The following is an 18,673-nucleotide window of genomic DNA, read 5'->3' as shown; positions in this document are numbered from 1 at the left end:
AACCTGTTTGGATAGCTGCAAGTGGGGAGAGGTATTTTGATACGATGAAATAAAGGAGGATGATGCTAATAGATATCATAACAATTAAGGCTATAACTTGTATATATGCTGCTTTAAATATAGGTTTATTTATAATATCAGCGCTTTCGGTAATACAAGCTGTATAAGCAAAGACTTTAGTACAAGCTCCAAGTCTTTCTTCATTATTTAGCTTATAAGAGAAGAAGTTGTTATCACCATTGAGTTTATATGCATTTAGAACAGGAGAATGATCAATGGATGGATTTAATAATTCTTTATTGGTTGCTGCAAATATTTTATTTTTTTGATCAAATAAAAAAGTATTTCCAGGAGTGTTTGCAACTAAATTTTGCAAATCTTCTGATGGTATATCGACACCCAGTACTCCTATGATTTTGCCATCTTTATAAATAGCTTTAGAATACGTTATTACATATTGTTTTAAAATTGTATCTAAATATGCTGGTGTAACAAAAATATCATTTGTTTTTAAAGCTTCTTGATACCAATCTTTTGTCTTTATATCTAAATCATCACGTAATTCAGGCATTTTTGCATCATTAGATTTTTGACTAAGTAAAACTTTTCCATTGTTTAAACCTAAATAAACATTTAGTGCATTTATACTATGACGATAATATTTCAATATTGGACCAACATTGTTAATAATATTTTCTTCAGTGATTAAAGATTGATAAGGTAAGTTCGCGATATCTTTTTCTAAAGCTCTAGTAAAAGATTGATTTGTGGAACGGAAATCTTCAACGGTAGATTGTGTGACTTTAAGTAGATCAGTTTGATTTTTAAGAGTGCTTTCATATAGTGAGGTTTTTGTAAAATAAAAACTTACAATACCTAGAACAATTAAGGCAAAAATTGCAATTAAATTTGCAATGAGAGAAAGTTTGATTTTAATACTATTCATTATTTTCCTTTTAATTTTTGTTATTTTTAGTATAAAACTAATAATTTGGCTATTATTTTATCACAAAAAAATAAAAATAAATTTTTATTTTTATTTTAAAAAGGAGAAAATATGGCTTATACTATGAAAAGAGGTAGAAAAAGAAACAAAAATTAGTGCTCATACTTTAAGATTTTGGGCTAAAAAGGTTTGTTTCCTTTTGTTCAAAAAGATGAAAATAGTGTGAAATATTTTTCAAAAAGCGATATAGAATGGGCAAAATGGATAGAATGGTTTCGAATTTCAGGTATGCCAATAGAACAAATCAAACATTATATAAAACTTTGCTCTTTGGGTATAAAAACTGCCAAAGAGAGACAAGAGATGTTAAAGCAAACAAAGAAAAAATTACAAAACCAGATTAAAACATTAAAAGAAAGTGAAAAAGTTTTAAGCAAAAAGATAAAAATTTATGAAGAAATGCTTGCAAATGAAGTCGATGGGTTTAATCCAGAAAGCAAGGACTATCAACCTTGCGATAAGTTTTGTAAAGAATCATGAGGCTTGATTCATTTTTTTAGAATTTAAACTTTTGCCTAATGCCCATTTTACAAGTAAGATAAGTACAGGAACTTCTACTAAGGGGCCTATAATGCTTGCAAAAGCTTGTTCTGAGTGAAGCCCAAAAGTAGCAATGCAAATGATTATAGCTAATTCAAAGTTATTTCCACTAGCACTAAAGCATAAAGAACAAGTTTTAGGATAAGAAAGATGATTTTTCTTAGAAATAAACCAAGTTAGAAAAAACATGAAGATAAAATACAAAGTCAAAACAAAGGCTATTTTTAAAGCTTCTAAAGGCAGGTGAAATACTTCATTTGCTTTGTAAGAACACATAATGATAATAGTTGCTAGCAGGGTGATAAGAGTTATAGGGCTGATTTTAGGTAAAAAGGTATTTTCGTACCATCGTTTGCTTTTGTATTTTAAAAGTAGGGTTCTTGTTATAAAGCCCATTAAAAAAGGAATTCCTAAATAAATCAAAACATTTTTACTTAGAGCTGAAAAATCTATATCTAAACTTGTAGCTAAAGTGCTTTGACCTAGTAATTTTGGTAAAAAATCCAGATAAATATAAGCCAAAGTGGAAAAAAATAAAATTTGAAAAATGCTATTCATCGCTACTAAAGCACTGGTGTATTCTCTATCACCTTTTGCTAAATCGCTCCATACCACCACCATTGCGATACATCTTGCCAAGCCGATGATGATAACTCCTTGCATATATAAAGGCTCGTCTTTTAAGAAAATAAAAGCTAAGATAAACATAAGCAAAGGGCCTATAAACCAATTTAAAATCATAGAAAGCAAGATAACTTTTTTAGAATCAAATACCTTTGAAAGCTTTGCATAATCAACCTTAGCCAAAGGCGGATACATCATCAAAATAAGACATAAAGTCAATACTACATTTACAGACTTGTACTCAAATAAATTCCAAAATAAAGCGATATTGGGGAAAATGATACCTAAAATTAAACCCAAAAAAATAGCTAAAAATATCCAAAGCGTGAGAAATCTATCGATAAAACCTAACATGTAAAGTCCTTAAGAGAATTTGTCTTTATGGCTTGTAAAAGAGCTGTTATTTTATAATCTAAAATTTGAATTATTTTCCTAAATTCATCATCATAACTTCCGCTAGGATCTTTTAATCCAAAATCAAAATAATACCTTGATTTTAAGCTAGGACAAGCCACGCCACAACCCATACTTACGACTATGTCTAAATTTTGAGGCAAAGAATCAATGAGTTTAGAATAATGCTTTTTCATATCGATTTGATAAATTTCACGCATAAGTCTTATAGCCTGTGAATTTACACCCTTAGAAGTGTCGCTTCCTGCGGAAAATACTTCGATATCTATGCCCATTTTTTCAGCTTTATGCCTAGCTAGTGCTTCTGCCATTTGAGAACGGCAGCTATTGTGAATACAAATAAATGCAAGTTTCATTTATCGTTCTCGCAAGTGTTTTGTTCTAAAACTATGTTGTCAATATCTAGATTTTTAATATTTTCAAAAAGGTCAGAATGCAGTTTTAAAAGCTCATTGTTGATACCATAATACGCCCAAGTTCCCTTACGCTTGACATATAAAAATCCTGCATCTTTTAAAATTTTTAAATGTCTTGAAAGTCTTGATTGACCCATGTTTAAGAGCTCTTGTAGATCACAAACACAAAGTTCTTTGTATCTTAAAAGATGATGCAAAATCAAAACCCTACTTTCATCATTGATTGCTGAAATAATGGTTAAAAATTTTTGCATTTTATTTCCTTAAATTAAATTAATAAAAATTCCAAAAGATATAGCCACGCCTAAAATAATCATAACAAATAAAAATAAAAATTTTATTTTAAACATTTGTTTGAGTAAAATAAGCTCAGGTAAAGAACATCCAGCACCAGCGATTAAAAAACTCATAATCACTCCTTGGGAAATTCCCATTTGCAAAAGTGCTAAGCCTATAGGAATAATAGTTTCTACTCTTAAATAAAGGAAAATTCCTAAAAAAGCCGCTAATACAATGCTTAAAATTTCATTCCCATTTAGGTATTTTTGTAAAATTTCTTGAGGAATGAAACCATGAATAAAAGCACCGATAAAAACTGCCACAACGATATAGGGTAATAATTTTTTATAATTTTTCAAACTTTCTTTGAATAATTCTTTATAGTTTATCGTTATATTTTTAGGCTTATCTTGAGTATTTGCACAGCATGATTTTTGTTTAAAAATAAAATTGCTAGGATTGTGAGTGGTTTGGGTAAAAATATTTGATTTTGTATTTTTAGGGATATGTTTTAAAAAACTCTCTTCCTTAAATTTGGAAAAAACAAAAGAAACAATAAATATCAAAAATACCAAAAAAACCACATAAGTCAAACTTAACTTTAAACCAAAAGTTATAAAAAGCATGGAAAAAATGATAGGATTAATAAGAGGTGAAGTAAAAAGATAAGCTAAAGCTACGCTAAGTTTTACTTTCGCTTCCAAAAAAGCTCTTAAAAGCGGTATGGTAGAACAGGAACAAAATGGCGTTAAAGCACCTAAAAATATAGCTTTAAAATAACTTGAAATTTTATCACCAGCAAGTTGTTTTTTAAAAATTCCTTCGTATTTTTGATTGATAATAGAAACTAAAAAAGAAATAGCTATAAAAAGTACAGAAAGCTCAGTAAATAGATATAAAAACTCTTTGAAAGTATTTAAAAAAGACTGCATTTTTTATCCTTTTAAAAATATTTCCAAAAATATAACATATATAAATTAATATATCAATATATATTGATATATTAATTTGTTTCTTAAACGATATTTTATAGCTATTTCCCTAATTCTCAAGACTTTTTAAGATGGATTCTAAACTATTGCCTAAAGATATAAGTAAGTATTCAACTATTGGAGGAATTTCTGCGTAAACTTTGCGTTTGATCAGAAATTTAGAACCAGTATGTTTTATACGCAATAACTCTAAAATGAATGAATTTTTACCTCAAGCTAAAATAGCGCAAAAAGATCTTTTTGAGCTTGATTTTAAAGATCTGATAGATTTTGATATTATTATCGACGCTTTTGGAGAATGGGAAAAATTAAGCTTACATAAAAAGCACATAGAATGCTTGAGTAAAATTTTGCAAGGAAGCAAGGCTAAATTATTTGTTATATGGGGTATTGGAAGTTTGTATATGGATGAAAATCATACTACAAGACTTATGGATATACCTGATTTTCTTAAAGAGTATTTGGATATAGCTAAAGCAAGTGCAGAAGTATTGGAAATTTTTACGTAATGAAAAAGGCTTTAAATGGGTATATGTGAGCACATCTGCTATTTTTCACCAGAACTTCCAAAAACCAATCATTATAAAATCATAGGTGAAAAATTTGAAATTAATGCCAACAATGAAAGTAAAATCAGCTATAGTGATTATGCTAGTGCTATGATAGACATAGTGCTTAATTCTTGCTATGAAAACACACGCATTGGAGTAATAAGCCTATAAATAAAAGATGCCTTATGCTTTTAAGGCATCTTTTATTTCTTTTAAATGCTTATTTTGAAGTTTCAAATTTTTCTAAAGATTTTATTTAATATAGATAAATATTTTTATTTTAGGTTATTGACTTAGACCTACTCTCATCTTTTATACTTTTAAAAATATTAATTGAAAGGATAAAATGAAAAATTTAAATAAAGCTTCAAGTACTCAAATTATTCTAGTATTTTGTTTAGGGGTATTTGGGATTTTGAGCACAGAACTAGGGATGATGGGTATAATTCCTATTGTTTCTCAAAATTTCAGTGTAAGTATTTCAGATGCGGGTTGGTGTGCGAGTATTTTTGCACTCGTGATAACTTTTTGCGCCCCTATTGTCCCCCTGCTTTGTGCAAATTTCAATCCTAAAAAACTTATGCTTATTTGTTTAGCTGTGTTTATCTTAAGCTCGTTAACTTCTGCTTTTGTGAGTGAATTTTGGCAATTGCTTATTTTAAGAGCTATTCCTGCTTTTTTTCATCCTATTTATATAGCTCTTGCTCTAAGTATGGTTGCAAATTTGGTCGAAGATAAGAAAGAAATTCCAAAAGCTACAGCTAAGATTTTTGCAGCAGTTAGTGCTGGAATGGTTTTGGGTGTACCTATGACTAGTTATTTTGGTGGAAATTTTAGTTTTAAAATGGCAATGTTATTTTTTGTATTTTTAAATACCTTATCTTTTATAGCAACTTTATTTTTTGTTCCTGATTTTAAAAAAGTAAATTCTGTAAAAATAAGCAAACAATTGCTTATTTTAAGATACCCACTTTTATGGATTAGCATACTTTGTGTTATTTGTATAAATGCTGGAATTTGGGGTTTTTACTCTTATTTTTCTGATTTCTTACATAGTGTAGGAAAGATGAATTTTACTTTAATTAGTATTGTATTGGCTATTTATGGTTTTTCAAATATTATAGGCAATTATATAGCCGGAAAGACCCTTGTTAAAAACGCAAATTTTACTTTGATTTTAACACCTTTAATTATGATAGGATTTTATATTTTACTTTTTAGTTTTTATAGTGAAATTATACTTATAATATTTGCCTTTATATTAGGAATTTTAGCAGGTGTGATGAATAACGGCACGCATTTTATGATAAGTTATCCCTTTCCAAAGGCTGCTAATTTTAGCAATGGACTTTTTATAAGCGTGGCCAATATAGGATTAAGCACCGGAACTGCTATTTGTGGACTTGTGATTTCTTTGAGCGATACGCGTTATATTATCGTAAATACTATTGTTTTGTTGATTTTAGGAATTATCATGATTTTTGTAAGAAGTAGGATAGAAAAAATGAAATTAAGATTTTAAATTTTTACTTGACTTAGAGTAGCTCTCATGTTTTATAATACTAAAAAATGAGGTAAAATGCAAGAATTAGAAAAAGCAGGAATTCATGGAAGTTTTAAAGGTGATAGTAAATTTTTTAGCAAAAATGTAAAAGTTTCTATGATGTTTAAATCAAATGAGTGGAGAAATTTTAGTGGGGCTTTAGTTGAATTTGAAGTCAGTGCTAGAAGTGCATGCCATACTCATCCTCAAGGACAAACCTTAATCGTAACAGAGGGTGAAATCATCACAAAAGTTCCAGGCCAAAAAGCCTTTATAGCTAAAAAAGGCGATGTCATAAGCTGTCCTATAGGAGTAAAGCATTTTCATGGTGCAACTAATACAAGTAGTGGAGCACACATAGCACTTACAGGCGAGAAAGAGGGTAAAAATGTAGAATGGCTTGAGCTTGTTAGCGATGAAGAATATGAAAATGCCTTAAAAGAAGCAAGAGAGTAAAGAAATTTGTAAATAAAACATAAAAATTTTATAAAAACTTTTATGTTTTTTTGGAGTATTTTAAATGCTCTTTTTTATAAACTTTAAAAATCACAAAGGATAAAACCATGCAATTAAGACAAAAAGCAAGAGAAAATTTTGAAAAACTCTTAGGAGAAGTAAAAAAAGGATCAACTTTTTGCAAGTGATGAAAGACACTACTACGCAAGAAAATCGCAAAATAAAAGGTAGGGAAATACAAAATACTATTTTTGGTGAAGCTAATATCACTAAAATGATAGAATCTACCCCAGAAGATAAAGCTTTTATAAATGATTTTTTGAGTGCGAATTGTTTTGGAGACTACTATACACGCATGGGGCTTGATCTAAAAACTAGGGAGCTTTTAACCCTTGTATATCTTATCTCACTTGGTGGGCTAGACAATCAAGTAAAAGCTCACATACAAGGCAATCTTAACATGGGGCAAAGTAGAAAAGATTTGCTAAATATCATTGCAGCTCTTATTCCATATATTGGCTATCCAAAGGCTTTAAATGCCCTAAATTTGCTTGATGATATTAAAAAGTAGAATGCAAGCAATAAATATTTATTGTAAATTGAGCTTAGAAGTTATTTGTAAATTAGTTTTTATCAAAAAACTTGCAATCATTTTAGTATGCTTTTAAGCTCATTTAGATATTCTTGTTGTATTTTTAGATTTTCTTCTAAAGAATTTAAAATCTCTTCACTAGTTTTTAGGATTTTTTCTTCTTTTACATTTGGATTTTTAGCACTTAAATCATAATTTCTTTCTTCAAGCTCTTTTTTGCTAACAAGCCAAGAATTAGCAGTGATTTTTCTTTCTTTGTAGCACTTTAGAAATTCTTTAAAATGTGTGTATTCTAAAGGCTTGTTTTTAGTAAGTTTATAAGGCGGTATAAGTTCGTAGTAATAAACTCCATCGCCTTCACAAATACATTTTTTACCTTTAGAGAAAAAAAGCACATTAGTCTTAACAGCACTATAAGGCAAAAATACCCCACTTGGCAAACTCAAAACGCATTCTAAATTAAAATCATCTAGTAAATCTTTTTTTACACTCACAAAGGCATTTGAATTTTGAAAAAGCACACCTTCAGGCACGATGATCGCACATCTTCCGTTGTTTTTTAAAGATTTTAAAATGTGTTGTAAAAACAAAAGTTCAGTAGCGTTTGATTTTATAGGAAAATTTTCTTGAATTTGTTCTTTTTCTTTACCTCCAAAGGGTGGATTTGCCAAAATCACTTCGTATTTTTCGCTTTGGGTTATGTCTGTGATTTTTTTATTTAGAGTGTTTGTTTTGATGATATTTGGAGATTTTACCTCGTGCAAGATCATATTCATCACGCCCATTGCGTAGCTAAGCGGAGTTTTTTCTTTACCAAAAAGAGCATCATTTTTTAAAAATTCAAGCTCTTCTACGCTTAAATTTGCTTTTTTGCCTTTGGTTCTATCTTTATATAAAATATGTAAAAAACTCTCAACTAAAAATCCACAACTACCACAAGAAGGATCATAAATTCTTTCTTTTGGTTTAGGATCTATTACTTCCACCATAGCCTTTATCAAAGGACGAGGGGTGTAAAATTCTCCACTATTTCCACCATCGCTACCCATATCTTTTAGAAGTTTTTCATAAACTTCACCTAAGGCAAATACTTCATCTTCTTTATTAAAACTAATCTCATCAATGATATTTATCACTTCTCTTAAAGTATGTCCATTTGCTATGCGATTGTCTATAAATTCAAAAATTCCACCGATTTTATACTCTATACTTTTAAAATCATCATTATTTTTAAAATTTTTAAGATAAGGAAAAAGCTCTTTATTTACAAATTCAAGCAAATCCGATCCACTTAAAGCATTTTTTACATCAAGTTTGCCATCTTTTTTAGGCGCTGCCCAAACACTCCAACTAAATTTTTCTTGCAAAATGCTTTTATAATCTTTGCCATCTAAAAACGCTAAATCTTTTAAATTTGTCTCATAATCATCTAAAAATTTTAAAAAAAGTATCCAGCCAATCTGCTCTGTATAGTGCATAGCACCACTTATGCCATCATCTCTTCTTAGAATATCTGTGATTTTATCGACTTTATTTTGCATTTAAAAAATTCCTTTTCTAAAAAGTCTTAAAAGTTCTATATTTATATAATAATTACTTCTACCCATTTTAATACACTCTAATATTCCTAAATTTTCACAAATTTTAAGATATTTTGAAGCACTTTGTCTTGAAATGTCTAATTTTTTTATTAAAAAATCTATCTTTGTATAAGGATGAGAAAACAAAAGCTCCACAAAATCTTTACTATAAAAATTCGTTTTATTTTGTAAAATTTCACCTACATTAGACATCATTTTTTCTATCTTAATAATAGTTTCAATAGTTTTTACAGCGGTTTGCTCTATGCCTTTAAGTATGTATTCTATCCACTTTAAAATATCCCCTTCATCACGCACTTTTTGCAAAAGCTTATAATACTCATCTTTATTTTTTACTATGTAAGCACTAAGATATAAAATAGGAAAATCCAAAAGTCCTTTATATACTAAATAAAGTATATTTATAATCCTACCCGTTCTGCCATTGCCATCATAAAAAGGATGAATGCTTTCAAATTGATAATGTATAATTGCCATCTTTACTAAAAAATCAAATTCATCTAAACTATCATCGTTAATGTATAGTTCTAAATTTCTCATAAGTTCTTGTATATTATTAGGATTTTGGGGTGGTATGTGTTTTATTTCTCCTGTAATAGGATTTTTAAGCATAGTTCCACTTTGTTTTCTAAAACCTGCATTATTTCTTTCTAATCTTTTTTGAATTTCTAAAATATGTGCATTTCTTAATAACTGCTCTTTTTTTAATAACTCATATCCTTTTTTCAAAGCACTTTCATAATCTTTCACTTCTTTTGCTGCTCTTGTGAGTTTGTTTTCATCAACTCGTGATAAAAAAAGTTCATCATGTGTTGTGATGATATTTTCTATCTCACTTGAATCTTTTGCTTCTTGCAAAATCAAAGCATTGATTAAAATACTTGGATTTGGTATGCTTTTACTAAGTCCATTTAACTCTGCTAATTTTCTAGAAGCTTTAATGATAAGACTATAAATATTTGCATTTAATTCTATATTTAAAGGCAATTTTTGAGGTATAAATTCTTTCATAATTTTCCAATATGTTAATTTTTTCTAAAAATTTTAACATTATAAAAAAATATGTTAAAAAAATCAAAAATTTTTAACATATCAAGCCAATGTGTTAAAATTTGGCAAATTTTTTAACATTATAATTCTCCCTTAAAAGCTTTATTAAGCAAGGATTGCTTAAGCTCTTCATAATCTTTTAGCTCTTTAGTGTAAAGTTCTTTTAAAGCCTTTGCCTTTTCAAAGACAAAATCTAAATGCTCTGCGATTTGCTCTTGCTCTTTGAGTGGGGGTAGGGGGATTTGTAGGGATTTAAATTTTGGTATAGTAAGTTGCGGAATACTAGAACCTTCACCTTTTGCTATAAAAAAATTCAAACAAAAATATAAATAATGTAAGCATAATATATTTTCACAAGGAATTAAAGAAATAAGCCTTACAATAGGAAAATAAGGTTCTTTTCTAATGCAAACAAAACCTATTGTTCCTCTAGCAGATATAGTTAAAGAAGGTTTTATAATGGTAGCTTTATCTGTATATCCAACTAAACCATTATTATTTACACCATTTGCATAAACAGGGATTTGATTTTTGGCAGTTTTACTTTCTGTGCAGTTTTTTGGCTTATCTCCACCCGCAGAAATATTTTCGCTAATCTCTTCTAAGCTTTTCCATTCCCAAGATTGTGGGAGTTTATAGTTTTCTTTAGCATTGTCTTTTAATGGATTGAAAGCTTTTTGCAAGGCGCTTTGCATTAACTCATCTAAATTTAGCAAATCTTGCTCTAAGATTTTTATACTCTCATCTATCTTTGCAAAACTCTCATCTAAAATTCCCACTATCCTTTCTTGCTCTTTGAGCGGCGGTAGTGGGATTTGAATTTGTTTTAATCTTGTAATTGCCAATTTTGGTTGAGCAACTATTTTTGTAGAAGTTTGTATTTGTGTTTTAAATATATTTGATAATGTAAAAAAATACATAAATTTATTGGAAATATTGTTTTGAATATATTCTAGCTTTACAGCATTTTCTGTTAGAATGGCTCCGTTTAATTCTTTGGGGATAATACCGCTTTTTCCAATAGTTCCAGCAATGCTAATATATAGATTATCATCATAAATTTTATAATTTTTTAAAACATTGTAAGTGTTTTCATTGATAAATTTAATATTTTGTAAATTTATAGTCCCATTGTCCTGAAAATCCGCAACTCTTATATAAGCAAATTTTGTATTATTGTCTAATAAATTTTTACCCTTGGGAAGTCTTTTACCTCCTTTGATATTTGCAATTTCTTCAAGCTTTTTAACTTCCCAACCCTGTGGTAAATTTGTCATTTTATTTTGCATTGTCATTTTCTTCTATATCAAGGCTTTTTAATAATGCCTCAAATTGTTCTTTGTCTTTATTTTTAATATTTTCAATAATAATATTAATAACTTTATGTATTTCTAATAAATCTAAAGGCATTTTGGCTCTTTCAATATTTTCTAAATGAGAAAATTCGTTAATTACTCTATTAATTAAAATAGCATTCTCTTCTCCAAAAAAAAATATAATATTTTGTCATTAGACTATCATTATTTGGATATTTAAAATACATATAAGTATCTAAAAATTTTCTAATATTATTTGCCAGACTATAATATGAATCTATAGTAATATTTGTGTTGTTATAGTTTTTAAAAATTTGCTCAAATAGATAATTAAATTCAGTTACATACTTACGAATATAATCAGGTAAAATTTTAATATCACTATTGTTTGTTTTTTCTATCAAATACATAAAACTTTTTTTATCATTTTTATCGTATCCTGTTAAACTTTTTAGGTATTTTAGAAAATCTAAATTATGCGTTGATATAAAAAGTTGAGAATATTTGTTATCTTTAATCTTTTTTGCAATTTTAGCTTCTATTAAAGAGAAGATAAAAAATATATGATTGTTATCTAGGCTAGAGATAGGGTCATCTATCCATATTATAGGATTTTTATCTTTAGTTTTTGCATCTTCCAAACTTGCCACAAAATAGCAAAAGGCTACCAAACTACACTCACCCTCACTTAAATTCTTAGCTTGTTTGCCATTCCTTAAAATCTCAAATTCTCCATTTAATTGTCCTTTGTCATCTTTTTTTACTTTTAACTCTAGCATATTATGTCCAAAATATGATTTTAAATATTTGTTTATATTGCTTGTAGAGGTTTCTAGATTACTAAGTTTTTCTTTATATTTTTCTATTTCAAGGTTGTAGTTATTTATTTCATTTTTTTCTGTCTCAATAGTACTTTGCATATTGCTTAGTTTTTGGCCTAAGTTTTTAATTTCATCTTGTTTAGCAAAACAATCACTATCTTTAGCAAATTTTGCTACTTCATTTAGTCTTAGTTTTTTTCTTGCTTCATCTTGCTTTGATAATAAATTTTTTGCGTATTCGTTATTTTCTTTACATAAATTTTCAATTTTATTTAATATCTGCAATATCTCATCTGAAAAATCATTTATGTTTTCTAATTTCATAGGGGTAAAAACATCTTTTTTCTTTTTTGTTAATTTTTTTTCTATTTTTAACAACTCTTCGTTGTAATTTGCAATACTTACTCCTAGCTGTTCTTTCAAGCCAATAAAAATATCTTTATAGTTAGAATAAAAATTTTCATATTCAATACCTAGCAATAATTTTTTTGATTCTAGCTTATAGCTTTCAAAATTATCTAGTAAATCTTTTAATTCTTTTTCAATTTGTTCTTTTTCTCCGCTATCATCTTTTATGTTATTTTCAATCCAAGCTATTCTTTCTAGTGTTAAAGGGTTATTGCAAAATTTACATTGCTGTGTAAATGAATGCTCTTTGTGAAATTCCAAACCCTCTTCTAGCCATTTTCTCAATTCGCTTGTTAAATTTTCTTTAATGATAACTTCTTTTTCAAGAATCTTTAATGAATATGTGAAAATACCTTGAAAATTATCTTTATTAAAAGTATTTTTGAAAATTATATTTTGTTTTTCTTTATCTTCTAAGATTTTTATAAGTTGATTTTGTTCTTCATTGTTAAGAATATAAGCATTTATATTATCTTTAATTTCTATTAAATCATTTTCTAAATTTCTTTTATCATAATTACTGCCCTGTTTTATTAAATTTGGTTCACTTTTTACTAACTTAGCTTTATCTATAAGCTTTTCGTTTAAAGTTTTTATTTTAGCTTGTTGTGTTTTAGAAATATTTTCCCGATTGGCTTGTATATCTTTTAATTTTTCATTTCTTGTTTTTAAAATTTCCTTTCTTTTTTCAATACTTTCTTTTATATCTTTTTGCTCCACACCTATACTTTTAAAACCTTTTATATTTCCTTTTTTATCATATAAATAATTTAAATTTTCCTTTGCAAAATCACTATTATAAACTCTAATATCTAGATTAGAATTTATAACATCATTTTGGGTTAAAAAACTACCATCTTCTAGTTTTATTTTAAAATTTCCATCCAAAAAATCTTCATTATGTTTTTTAAGCTCAAAACTTCTAGCTATCCTTGAAAGTGTAGTTTTACCTGAATAATTTCTACCATAAAAAATATTAATTGTTTTAAATTCTTCAAGATTATTACCCCATTTAAAATTTTTATAAGAGCCAAAATTTATTTCATTAAATTTTAAAATTTTCATTTTTTACCTCGCATAAATCTCCCTTTGTAAATCATCAAAGCTTTGTTTTAGAATTTCTAAGCCACCAAATTCATCGGCCAATTCTCTTACATTACCCAAAGAACTAAGTTCTATAAGTGGTTTTAAGCCATCATCAAAATCTTTTATGCCGTATTCTTGATATCTATTTAGTAAAAATTCTATAAATTTTATAGCCTTTTCTTTTTGAAAGCGTTTTAAAAACTCACCATTTTCTACTTGTAAAACACGCTCTTGCCTTGTTTTTATCTCGGCATTAAAGCTTAAATGCGCTAAAACATCGTATATATCACAATCTTTTTGAAAAATTTCTCTTAGATCTTTTAAAGCATTTTCATCTACTCCATCATTTGCAAGGGCTTTTAAAAATCTTTCTCTATTTTTTTGATCACTCCAAATTTCACGCAATTTTGCTTCATCATCATAATACTCACCAAGCTTTCCTATCAAAAATTCCAAAAACTCCTTAGTGCTAAGTGGCTTACCTTGTGCTCCTACATAAGTAGTTGTGATATCTAAAACCTTAAGTTTTGTGCCTTTTAAGTGTATGGTTACGCTCTTTTTTTCTTTGCTTTCTTCTTTTGTTTGTTTTATATGCTCTTTAGTGATTTTTTCTTTTTCATCTTGCTCTTTTAATTCTTCTATTTTTTCACCATCCCATTTTGGATCATAAAAAAGCTTAGTCGCACCGACAAAATCAAGTATGGTAAAAAAGTCTTTGCCTTCATAAACCCTAGTGCCACGCCCGATAATTTGCTTAAATTCCACCATAGAACCTATATTTGCTAGCAATACTATATTTCGCACATTTTTTGCATCCACTCCAGTTGTGAGCATTTTAGAGCTAGTAAGTATGACAGGATAGCTTTTATCATTATCTTGAAACAATTTTAGATAATCAAGCCCTATTTTACCTTCATCACTCGTAACTCTTACACAATAATCATCTCTTTTAACACTTTTATATTTATCTATAGCTCTTTTTACTTCATTTGCATGAGCTTGATTTACACAAAAAATTATGGTTTTATCCATAGGATTTATAAGCTCTAAAATTTTCTTAGCGATAAAGTCATTATAGTTTGGTAAAAAGATATTTCTTTCAAACTCACTTTGTTTATAAAAGCCTTTTTCAAGCTCACCTTGTATCAAATCATCAGGATTGTAAGTATAACCATCACTCAAAGTTGTTTTTATGAGTTTGACTTTATAAGGGGTTAAAAATCCATCTTCAATACCACTTTTAAGACTATAATCATAAACACTCTCACCAAAATACTCATAAGTGTCTATATTTTCTTCTTTTTTTGGAGTAGCGGTTAAACCAAGCTGAGTCGCATAAGAAAAATACTCAAGCACAGCTCTCCAGCTTCCTTCTTCGTTTGCTCCACCTCTGTGGCACTCATCTATGATGATAAGATCAAAAAAATCTTTTGGGTATTGAAGATAAAATTTGCTCTCTTGTTCTTCTTGGATGTTTTCTTGTTCTTTTGAATTTGCGGCTAAGCTTTGATAAATTCCAAAGAAAATATTTGCATTTGTTATGATTTTTCCATCATTTTTCTTTATTTCTTCAGCACTAATTGCCTTACAATCACTTTCTATAGGATTAAATTCTCCTAAGGCTTGATCTCTTAAGCTCACTCTATCACATAAAAATAGTATTTTAGGCTTTTGATCTTTGTTTTCTTTATTCCATCTAGCTTCAAGCAAACGATAGCACAAATTAAAAGCTATGGTTGTTTTTCCTGTGCCTGTAGCAAGAGTGAGTAAAATTCTATTTTTGTTATTTATAATAGCTTCTATGACTTTGTCTATGGCTATTTTTTGATAATATCTTAATTCTTTTTGCGGAATATACATAACATTTTGGGTTAAAAGCCTGTATTGCCATTCTTTGACATTGCCATAAATCCTATCAAAAAGCTCTTTAGGACTTGGGAATTTATCTATATATTTACCACTATGATTTCTTATATCGTATTCATAAATTTTTTCTCCATTGCTACTATATACAAAAGGCACATTTAAAATTTTTGCATATTCTATGCCTTGAGATAAACCATCTAAAGGATCTTTACTAAATTTTTTAGCTTCTATTATAGCAAGGTTGTTTCCTTCATATCTAAGCAAATAATCTGCAAATTTTCTTTGTGCTCTTTTACCACCTAAAAGCTTTCTACCATCTGTAAAATAATAATTTCTTTTTATATTTTCTTCATTCCAAGAACTATCATAAAGCTTTGCATCTATAAATTTTACTCTAGTATCATCTTCTGAATACAAATTTTGCATTTTTACCCCAAAGTGAAATTAAATTTTATAATTATAGCATTTATACTAATTTTTAAAAAATTATTTTCACTCTTGACTTATAGCTACTCTAATGTTTTATAATTATAAAAAATCAAAAAAGGAGCAAAAATGCAATACAAAATTTTAGAAAACAATCGCATCGCAAGTAAAGGCTATGCAATGCTTAGCAAGGATGCGAAATTTACACCCTTTGAATTTAGTCGCCATGCTATTGGCGATAATGATATTTTGATTAAAATCCTATATGCAGGCATTTGTCATAGCGATATTCACACCGCAAGAAGCGAGTGGGGAGAAGCTACTTATCCTTGCGTGCCTGGGCATGAGATAGCAGGAGAAGTTATCGCTGTGGGTAAAAATGTGAGTAAATTTAAAGTAGGAGATTACGCAGGGGTTGGTTGTATGGTAAATTCATGCGGTGAGTGCGATGCTTGCAAACGCTCACAAGAGCAGTTTTGCGAAAATGGCAAAACCATCTTTACTTACAATAGTTGTGATGTATTTCATGGCAATGAAAACACTTATGGGGGCTACTCAAACAACATAGTTGTAAGTGAAAAATTTGCCGTTTGTGTGCCAAAAGATGCACCGATGGAAAAAGTCGCGCCTTTGCTTTGTGCAGGAATTACCACTTATTCTCCGCTTAAATTTTCAAATATCAAAGAAGGCTCAAGCGTAGCAGTAGCGGGATTTGGCGGACTTGGTATGATGGCGGTTAAATATGCTGTTAAAATGGGTGCAAAGGTTAGCGTTTTTGCTAGAAATGAAAACAAAAAAGCCGATGCTTTGGCTATGGGCGTGAGTTCTTTTTATACAAGCACAGATAAAAATGCTGTAAAAGAACGCTTTGATCTTATCATCTCTACCATCCCAACTCCTTATGATCCTAGTACTTATATGGATTTGCTTAAATTTGGCGGTGAAATGGCGATAGTGGGTTTGCCACCTCACGAAGTTGCTCCAAGTATCAGCGTGATAACCTTTGTACATAAAGCGGGTAAAAAAGTCTATGGTTCGCTAATCGGCGGGATCGCAGAAACTCAAGAAATGCTTGATTTTTCTTTAAAACATGAAATTTATCCAGAAACCGAGCTTATCACCCCACAAGAAATCGATAAAGCTTATGAAAATCTAACCTCAGGAAAGGCTAAATTTCGCTATGTCATTGATATGACAAAAGAATAATTTAATACTTATCAAAAACCACATCGCTAATGTCAAATCCCCTTTTTGCTTAGCGATGTTTAAAAGCTCTTTTATATTTTTTTCATCTATTATATTTCTTGCTAAAATCCAAAGATATTTTTTATCAGGACTACCCACAATGGCAACTTTATACTCGCTATCAACAAAAATGATTTCATAATTTACTTTATTAAAAAGGTTCATAAAGATGTTAAATCTCACTGCTAATTGCCTATTTGAAACGATTTTTGCCTTACCCTTTATACTTGAAATTTCATTTTTTTACTGCAAAAATTCTCAATTTCTACATAAGGAATGCCATTTTTGTATTTAAGCTCGTATTTTGCCTTTGAATTTAGGCAAGATTTTTGAAAAAAGGCCGGTTTTCTAGCCATTTCAAGCCATTCTCCCATATAATTTTGCAAAGAAAGTTCGCCAATTAATTCAAGCATTTTTTCCCTTTTTTGTCTTTCTTGCCCCATTTGCTCATAGCTTGTAAAATGGGAATTAAACTTTGTCCACGTTTGGATAAGCTATATTCTACCTTGGGTGGAATTTGAGCGTATTCTTTTCTGATAATTAAACCATCGTTTTCTAGTTCTCTTAAGGTATTGGTTAAAGTTTTAAAAGATATGGAGCTTAAAAAGCGTTTGAGTTCATTATAACGTACGATTTCATAGCGAAATAAGCAGTATAAAATACTCATTTTATATTTTCCATTAATTAATGCTAGAGTATAGTTAAATCCACATTCTTCGAAATTGCACTGAGAATTCTCTTTAGTCATTTAACATTCCTTTAGTATAGTATATTACTTTATTTTCTGTATTGAAAATGATATTATGCTAAGTTATAATTGTATCATAAAATTTAAAAAAGGATAAAAATGAAAAATATACTCTTGCTTAATGGTGCTAAAGAATTTGGAAGTTCAAAAGGACAGCTTAATTTGACATTGCATAATCATGCTTTAGAAATTTTAAAAACATTAGGATACGAAGTAGATCAAACTCACATAGATCAAGGATATGATCCTAAAGAAGAGATACAAAAATTTATAAAAGCTGATGCTGTGATCTATCAAATGCCAGCTTGGTGGATGGGCGAGCCTTGGATAGTTAAAAAATATATCGATGAAGTGTTTGGTTTGGGTGCTGGAGTGCTTTTTAAAAATGATGGAAGAACTCATGAAAATCCTAGTAAAAACTATGGAAAAGGTGGTTTAGATCATGGTAAAAAATACATGTTTTCTCTCACTTGGAATGCACCTCTTGAAGCCTTTAATGATAAAAATGAATTTTTTGAAGGAAAGGGTGTAGATATGGTGTATTGGCATTTGCATAAGGCTCATGAATTTATAGGTATGAAAGCTTTACCAACTTTTATGTGTAATGATGTGGTAAAAAATCCTCAAGTGGAAAAATATCTAAACGAGTATGAACTACACTTGAAAAAAATTTTTTAAAAAATTTGACTTAAA

The 18,673-nt window shown here is 28.9% G+C and carries 14 protein-coding genes and 6 pseudogenes; 7 read left to right on the top strand and 13 right to left on the bottom strand.

Features of this window, described 5'->3' with window-relative positions; genetic code table 11:
- The coding region (locus AJ882_RS02265; RefSeq protein ID WP_186820453.1) for a cache domain-containing protein at positions 1–979 on the bottom strand (979 nt) is incomplete at its 3' end.
- A gap of 78 nt (positions 980–1,057) precedes the next feature.
- On the opposite strand from AJ882_RS02265, the pseudogene AJ882_RS02260 reads away from it, so the two are divergent.
- Positions 1,058–1,486: pseudogene (locus AJ882_RS02260) on the top strand (MerR family transcriptional regulator).
- On the opposite strand, the gene acr3 reads toward AJ882_RS02260, so the two are convergent.
- From acr3 to AJ882_RS02235, 5 genes and pseudogenes are all read right to left on the bottom strand, one after another.
- Positions 1,481–2,524: an arsenite efflux transporter Acr3 gene (gene acr3 / locus AJ882_RS02255; protein WP_002858915.1), complete on the bottom strand. Its 1,044-nt coding sequence runs from the start codon at positions 2,522–2,524 to the stop codon at positions 1,481–1,483. The pseudogene AJ882_RS02260 and the gene acr3 sit on opposite strands and share 6 nt — an antisense overlap.
- A complete protein-coding gene (locus AJ882_RS02250; protein ID WP_002787630.1) occupies positions 2,518–2,940 on the bottom strand; it encodes a low molecular weight phosphatase family protein in 423 nt (140 codons plus the stop codon). The genes acr3 and AJ882_RS02250 overlap by 7 nt, the downstream gene beginning before the upstream one ends.
- Complete coding sequence (locus AJ882_RS02245; RefSeq protein WP_002858914.1) at positions 2,937–3,254, bottom strand: ArsR/SmtB family transcription factor; 318 nt, start codon at positions 3,252–3,254, stop codon at positions 2,937–2,939. Before AJ882_RS02245 ends, AJ882_RS02250 begins: the two co-directional genes overlap by 4 nt.
- Positions 3,255–3,263: 9 nt before the next feature.
- Positions 3,264–4,211: an organoarsenical efflux permease ArsP gene (gene arsP, locus AJ882_RS02240; protein WP_002867862.1), complete on the bottom strand. Its 948-nt coding sequence runs from the start codon at positions 4,209–4,211 to the stop codon at positions 3,264–3,266.
- Positions 4,212–4,320: 109 nt separating this feature from the next.
- Positions 4,321–4,425 (bottom strand): annotated as a pseudogene (locus AJ882_RS02235) (winged helix-turn-helix transcriptional regulator); the annotation flags it as partial.
- On the opposite strand from AJ882_RS02235, the pseudogene AJ882_RS02230 reads away from it, so the two are divergent.
- From AJ882_RS02230 to AJ882_RS02215, 4 genes and pseudogenes are all read left to right on the top strand, one after another.
- A pseudogene (locus AJ882_RS02230) lies at positions 4,412–4,993 on the top strand (NAD(P)-dependent oxidoreductase). The pseudogenes AJ882_RS02235 and AJ882_RS02230 overlap by 14 nt on opposite strands.
- A 175-nt stretch (positions 4,994–5,168) precedes the next feature.
- Positions 5,169–6,344 (top strand): MFS transporter, encoded by a 1,176-nt coding sequence (locus AJ882_RS02225; protein WP_002924228.1) that lies wholly within the window; start codon positions 5,169–5,171, stop codon positions 6,342–6,344.
- Between the two features lie 57 nt (positions 6,345–6,401).
- Entirely contained in the window at positions 6,402–6,821 is a 420-nt protein-coding gene (locus AJ882_RS02220; protein ID WP_002901921.1) for a cupin domain-containing protein, read from the top strand.
- Between the two features lie 193 nt (positions 6,822–7,014).
- Positions 7,015–7,392: pseudogene (locus AJ882_RS02215) on the top strand (carboxymuconolactone decarboxylase family protein); the annotation flags it as partial.
- A 77-nt stretch (positions 7,393–7,469) separates the two neighbouring features.
- On the opposite strand, the gene AJ882_RS02210 reads toward AJ882_RS02215, so the two are convergent.
- From AJ882_RS02210 to hsdR, 5 genes and pseudogenes are all read right to left on the bottom strand, one after another.
- Positions 7,470–8,954, bottom strand: coding sequence for a type I restriction-modification system subunit M (locus tag AJ882_RS02210; RefSeq protein WP_011049998.1), 1,485 nt, complete (start codon positions 8,952–8,954; stop codon positions 7,470–7,472).
- Positions 8,955–10,025 (bottom strand): Fic family protein, encoded by a 1,071-nt coding sequence (locus AJ882_RS02205; RefSeq protein WP_011049997.1) that lies wholly within the window; start codon positions 10,023–10,025, stop codon positions 8,955–8,957. It lies immediately after the preceding gene.
- Between the two features lie 119 nt (positions 10,026–10,144).
- Complete coding sequence (locus AJ882_RS02200) at positions 10,145–11,353, bottom strand: restriction endonuclease subunit S (protein ID WP_079254359.1); 1,209 nt, start codon at positions 11,351–11,353, stop codon at positions 10,145–10,147.
- Positions 11,343–13,674: pseudogene (locus AJ882_RS02195) on the bottom strand (AAA family ATPase). Before AJ882_RS02195 ends, AJ882_RS02200 begins: the two are co-directional and overlap by 11 nt.
- A 3-nt stretch (positions 13,675–13,677) precedes the next feature.
- On the bottom strand, positions 13,678–15,987 hold the full coding sequence (hsdR, locus tag AJ882_RS02190) for an EcoAI/FtnUII family type I restriction enzme subunit R (protein ID WP_014517299.1): 2,310 nt from the start codon (positions 15,985–15,987) through the stop codon (positions 13,678–13,680).
- 129 nt (positions 15,988–16,116) lie between these two features.
- Between hsdR and AJ882_RS02185 the strand changes: the two genes are divergently transcribed.
- Positions 16,117–17,193 carry an NAD(P)-dependent alcohol dehydrogenase gene (locus tag AJ882_RS02185; protein ID WP_002855313.1) on the top strand — a complete coding sequence of 359 codons (1,077 nt, stop codon included), beginning with the start codon at positions 16,117–16,119 and terminating at the stop codon, positions 17,191–17,193.
- A 1-nt stretch (position 17,194) separates the two neighbouring features.
- On the opposite strand, the pseudogene AJ882_RS09185 reads toward AJ882_RS02185, so the two are convergent.
- Both AJ882_RS09185 and rrpA read right to left on the bottom strand, forming a co-directional pair.
- Positions 17,195–17,645: pseudogene (locus AJ882_RS09185) on the bottom strand (lipocalin family protein).
- A complete protein-coding gene (rrpA, locus tag AJ882_RS02170; RefSeq protein ID WP_002867871.1) occupies positions 17,633–17,980 on the bottom strand; it encodes a MarR family transcription factor RrpA in 348 nt (115 codons plus the stop codon). The pseudogene AJ882_RS09185 and the gene rrpA overlap by 13 nt, the downstream one beginning before the upstream one ends.
- 99 nt (positions 17,981–18,079) lie before the next feature.
- Between rrpA and AJ882_RS02165 the strand changes: the two genes are divergently transcribed.
- Positions 18,080–18,658: an NAD(P)H-dependent oxidoreductase gene (locus AJ882_RS02165; protein ID WP_002867872.1), complete on the top strand. Its 579-nt coding sequence runs from the start codon at positions 18,080–18,082 to the stop codon at positions 18,656–18,658.
- The last annotated feature ends 15 nt before the right edge of the window (positions 18,659–18,673 follow it).

This window comes from Campylobacter sp. BCW_6461 (assembly GCF_001762735.1).
Taxonomy (GTDB): Bacteria; Campylobacterota; Campylobacteria; order Campylobacterales; family Campylobacteraceae; genus Campylobacter_D; species Campylobacter_D jejuni.
This window is presented reverse-complemented; position numbering and strand designations above follow the sequence as displayed.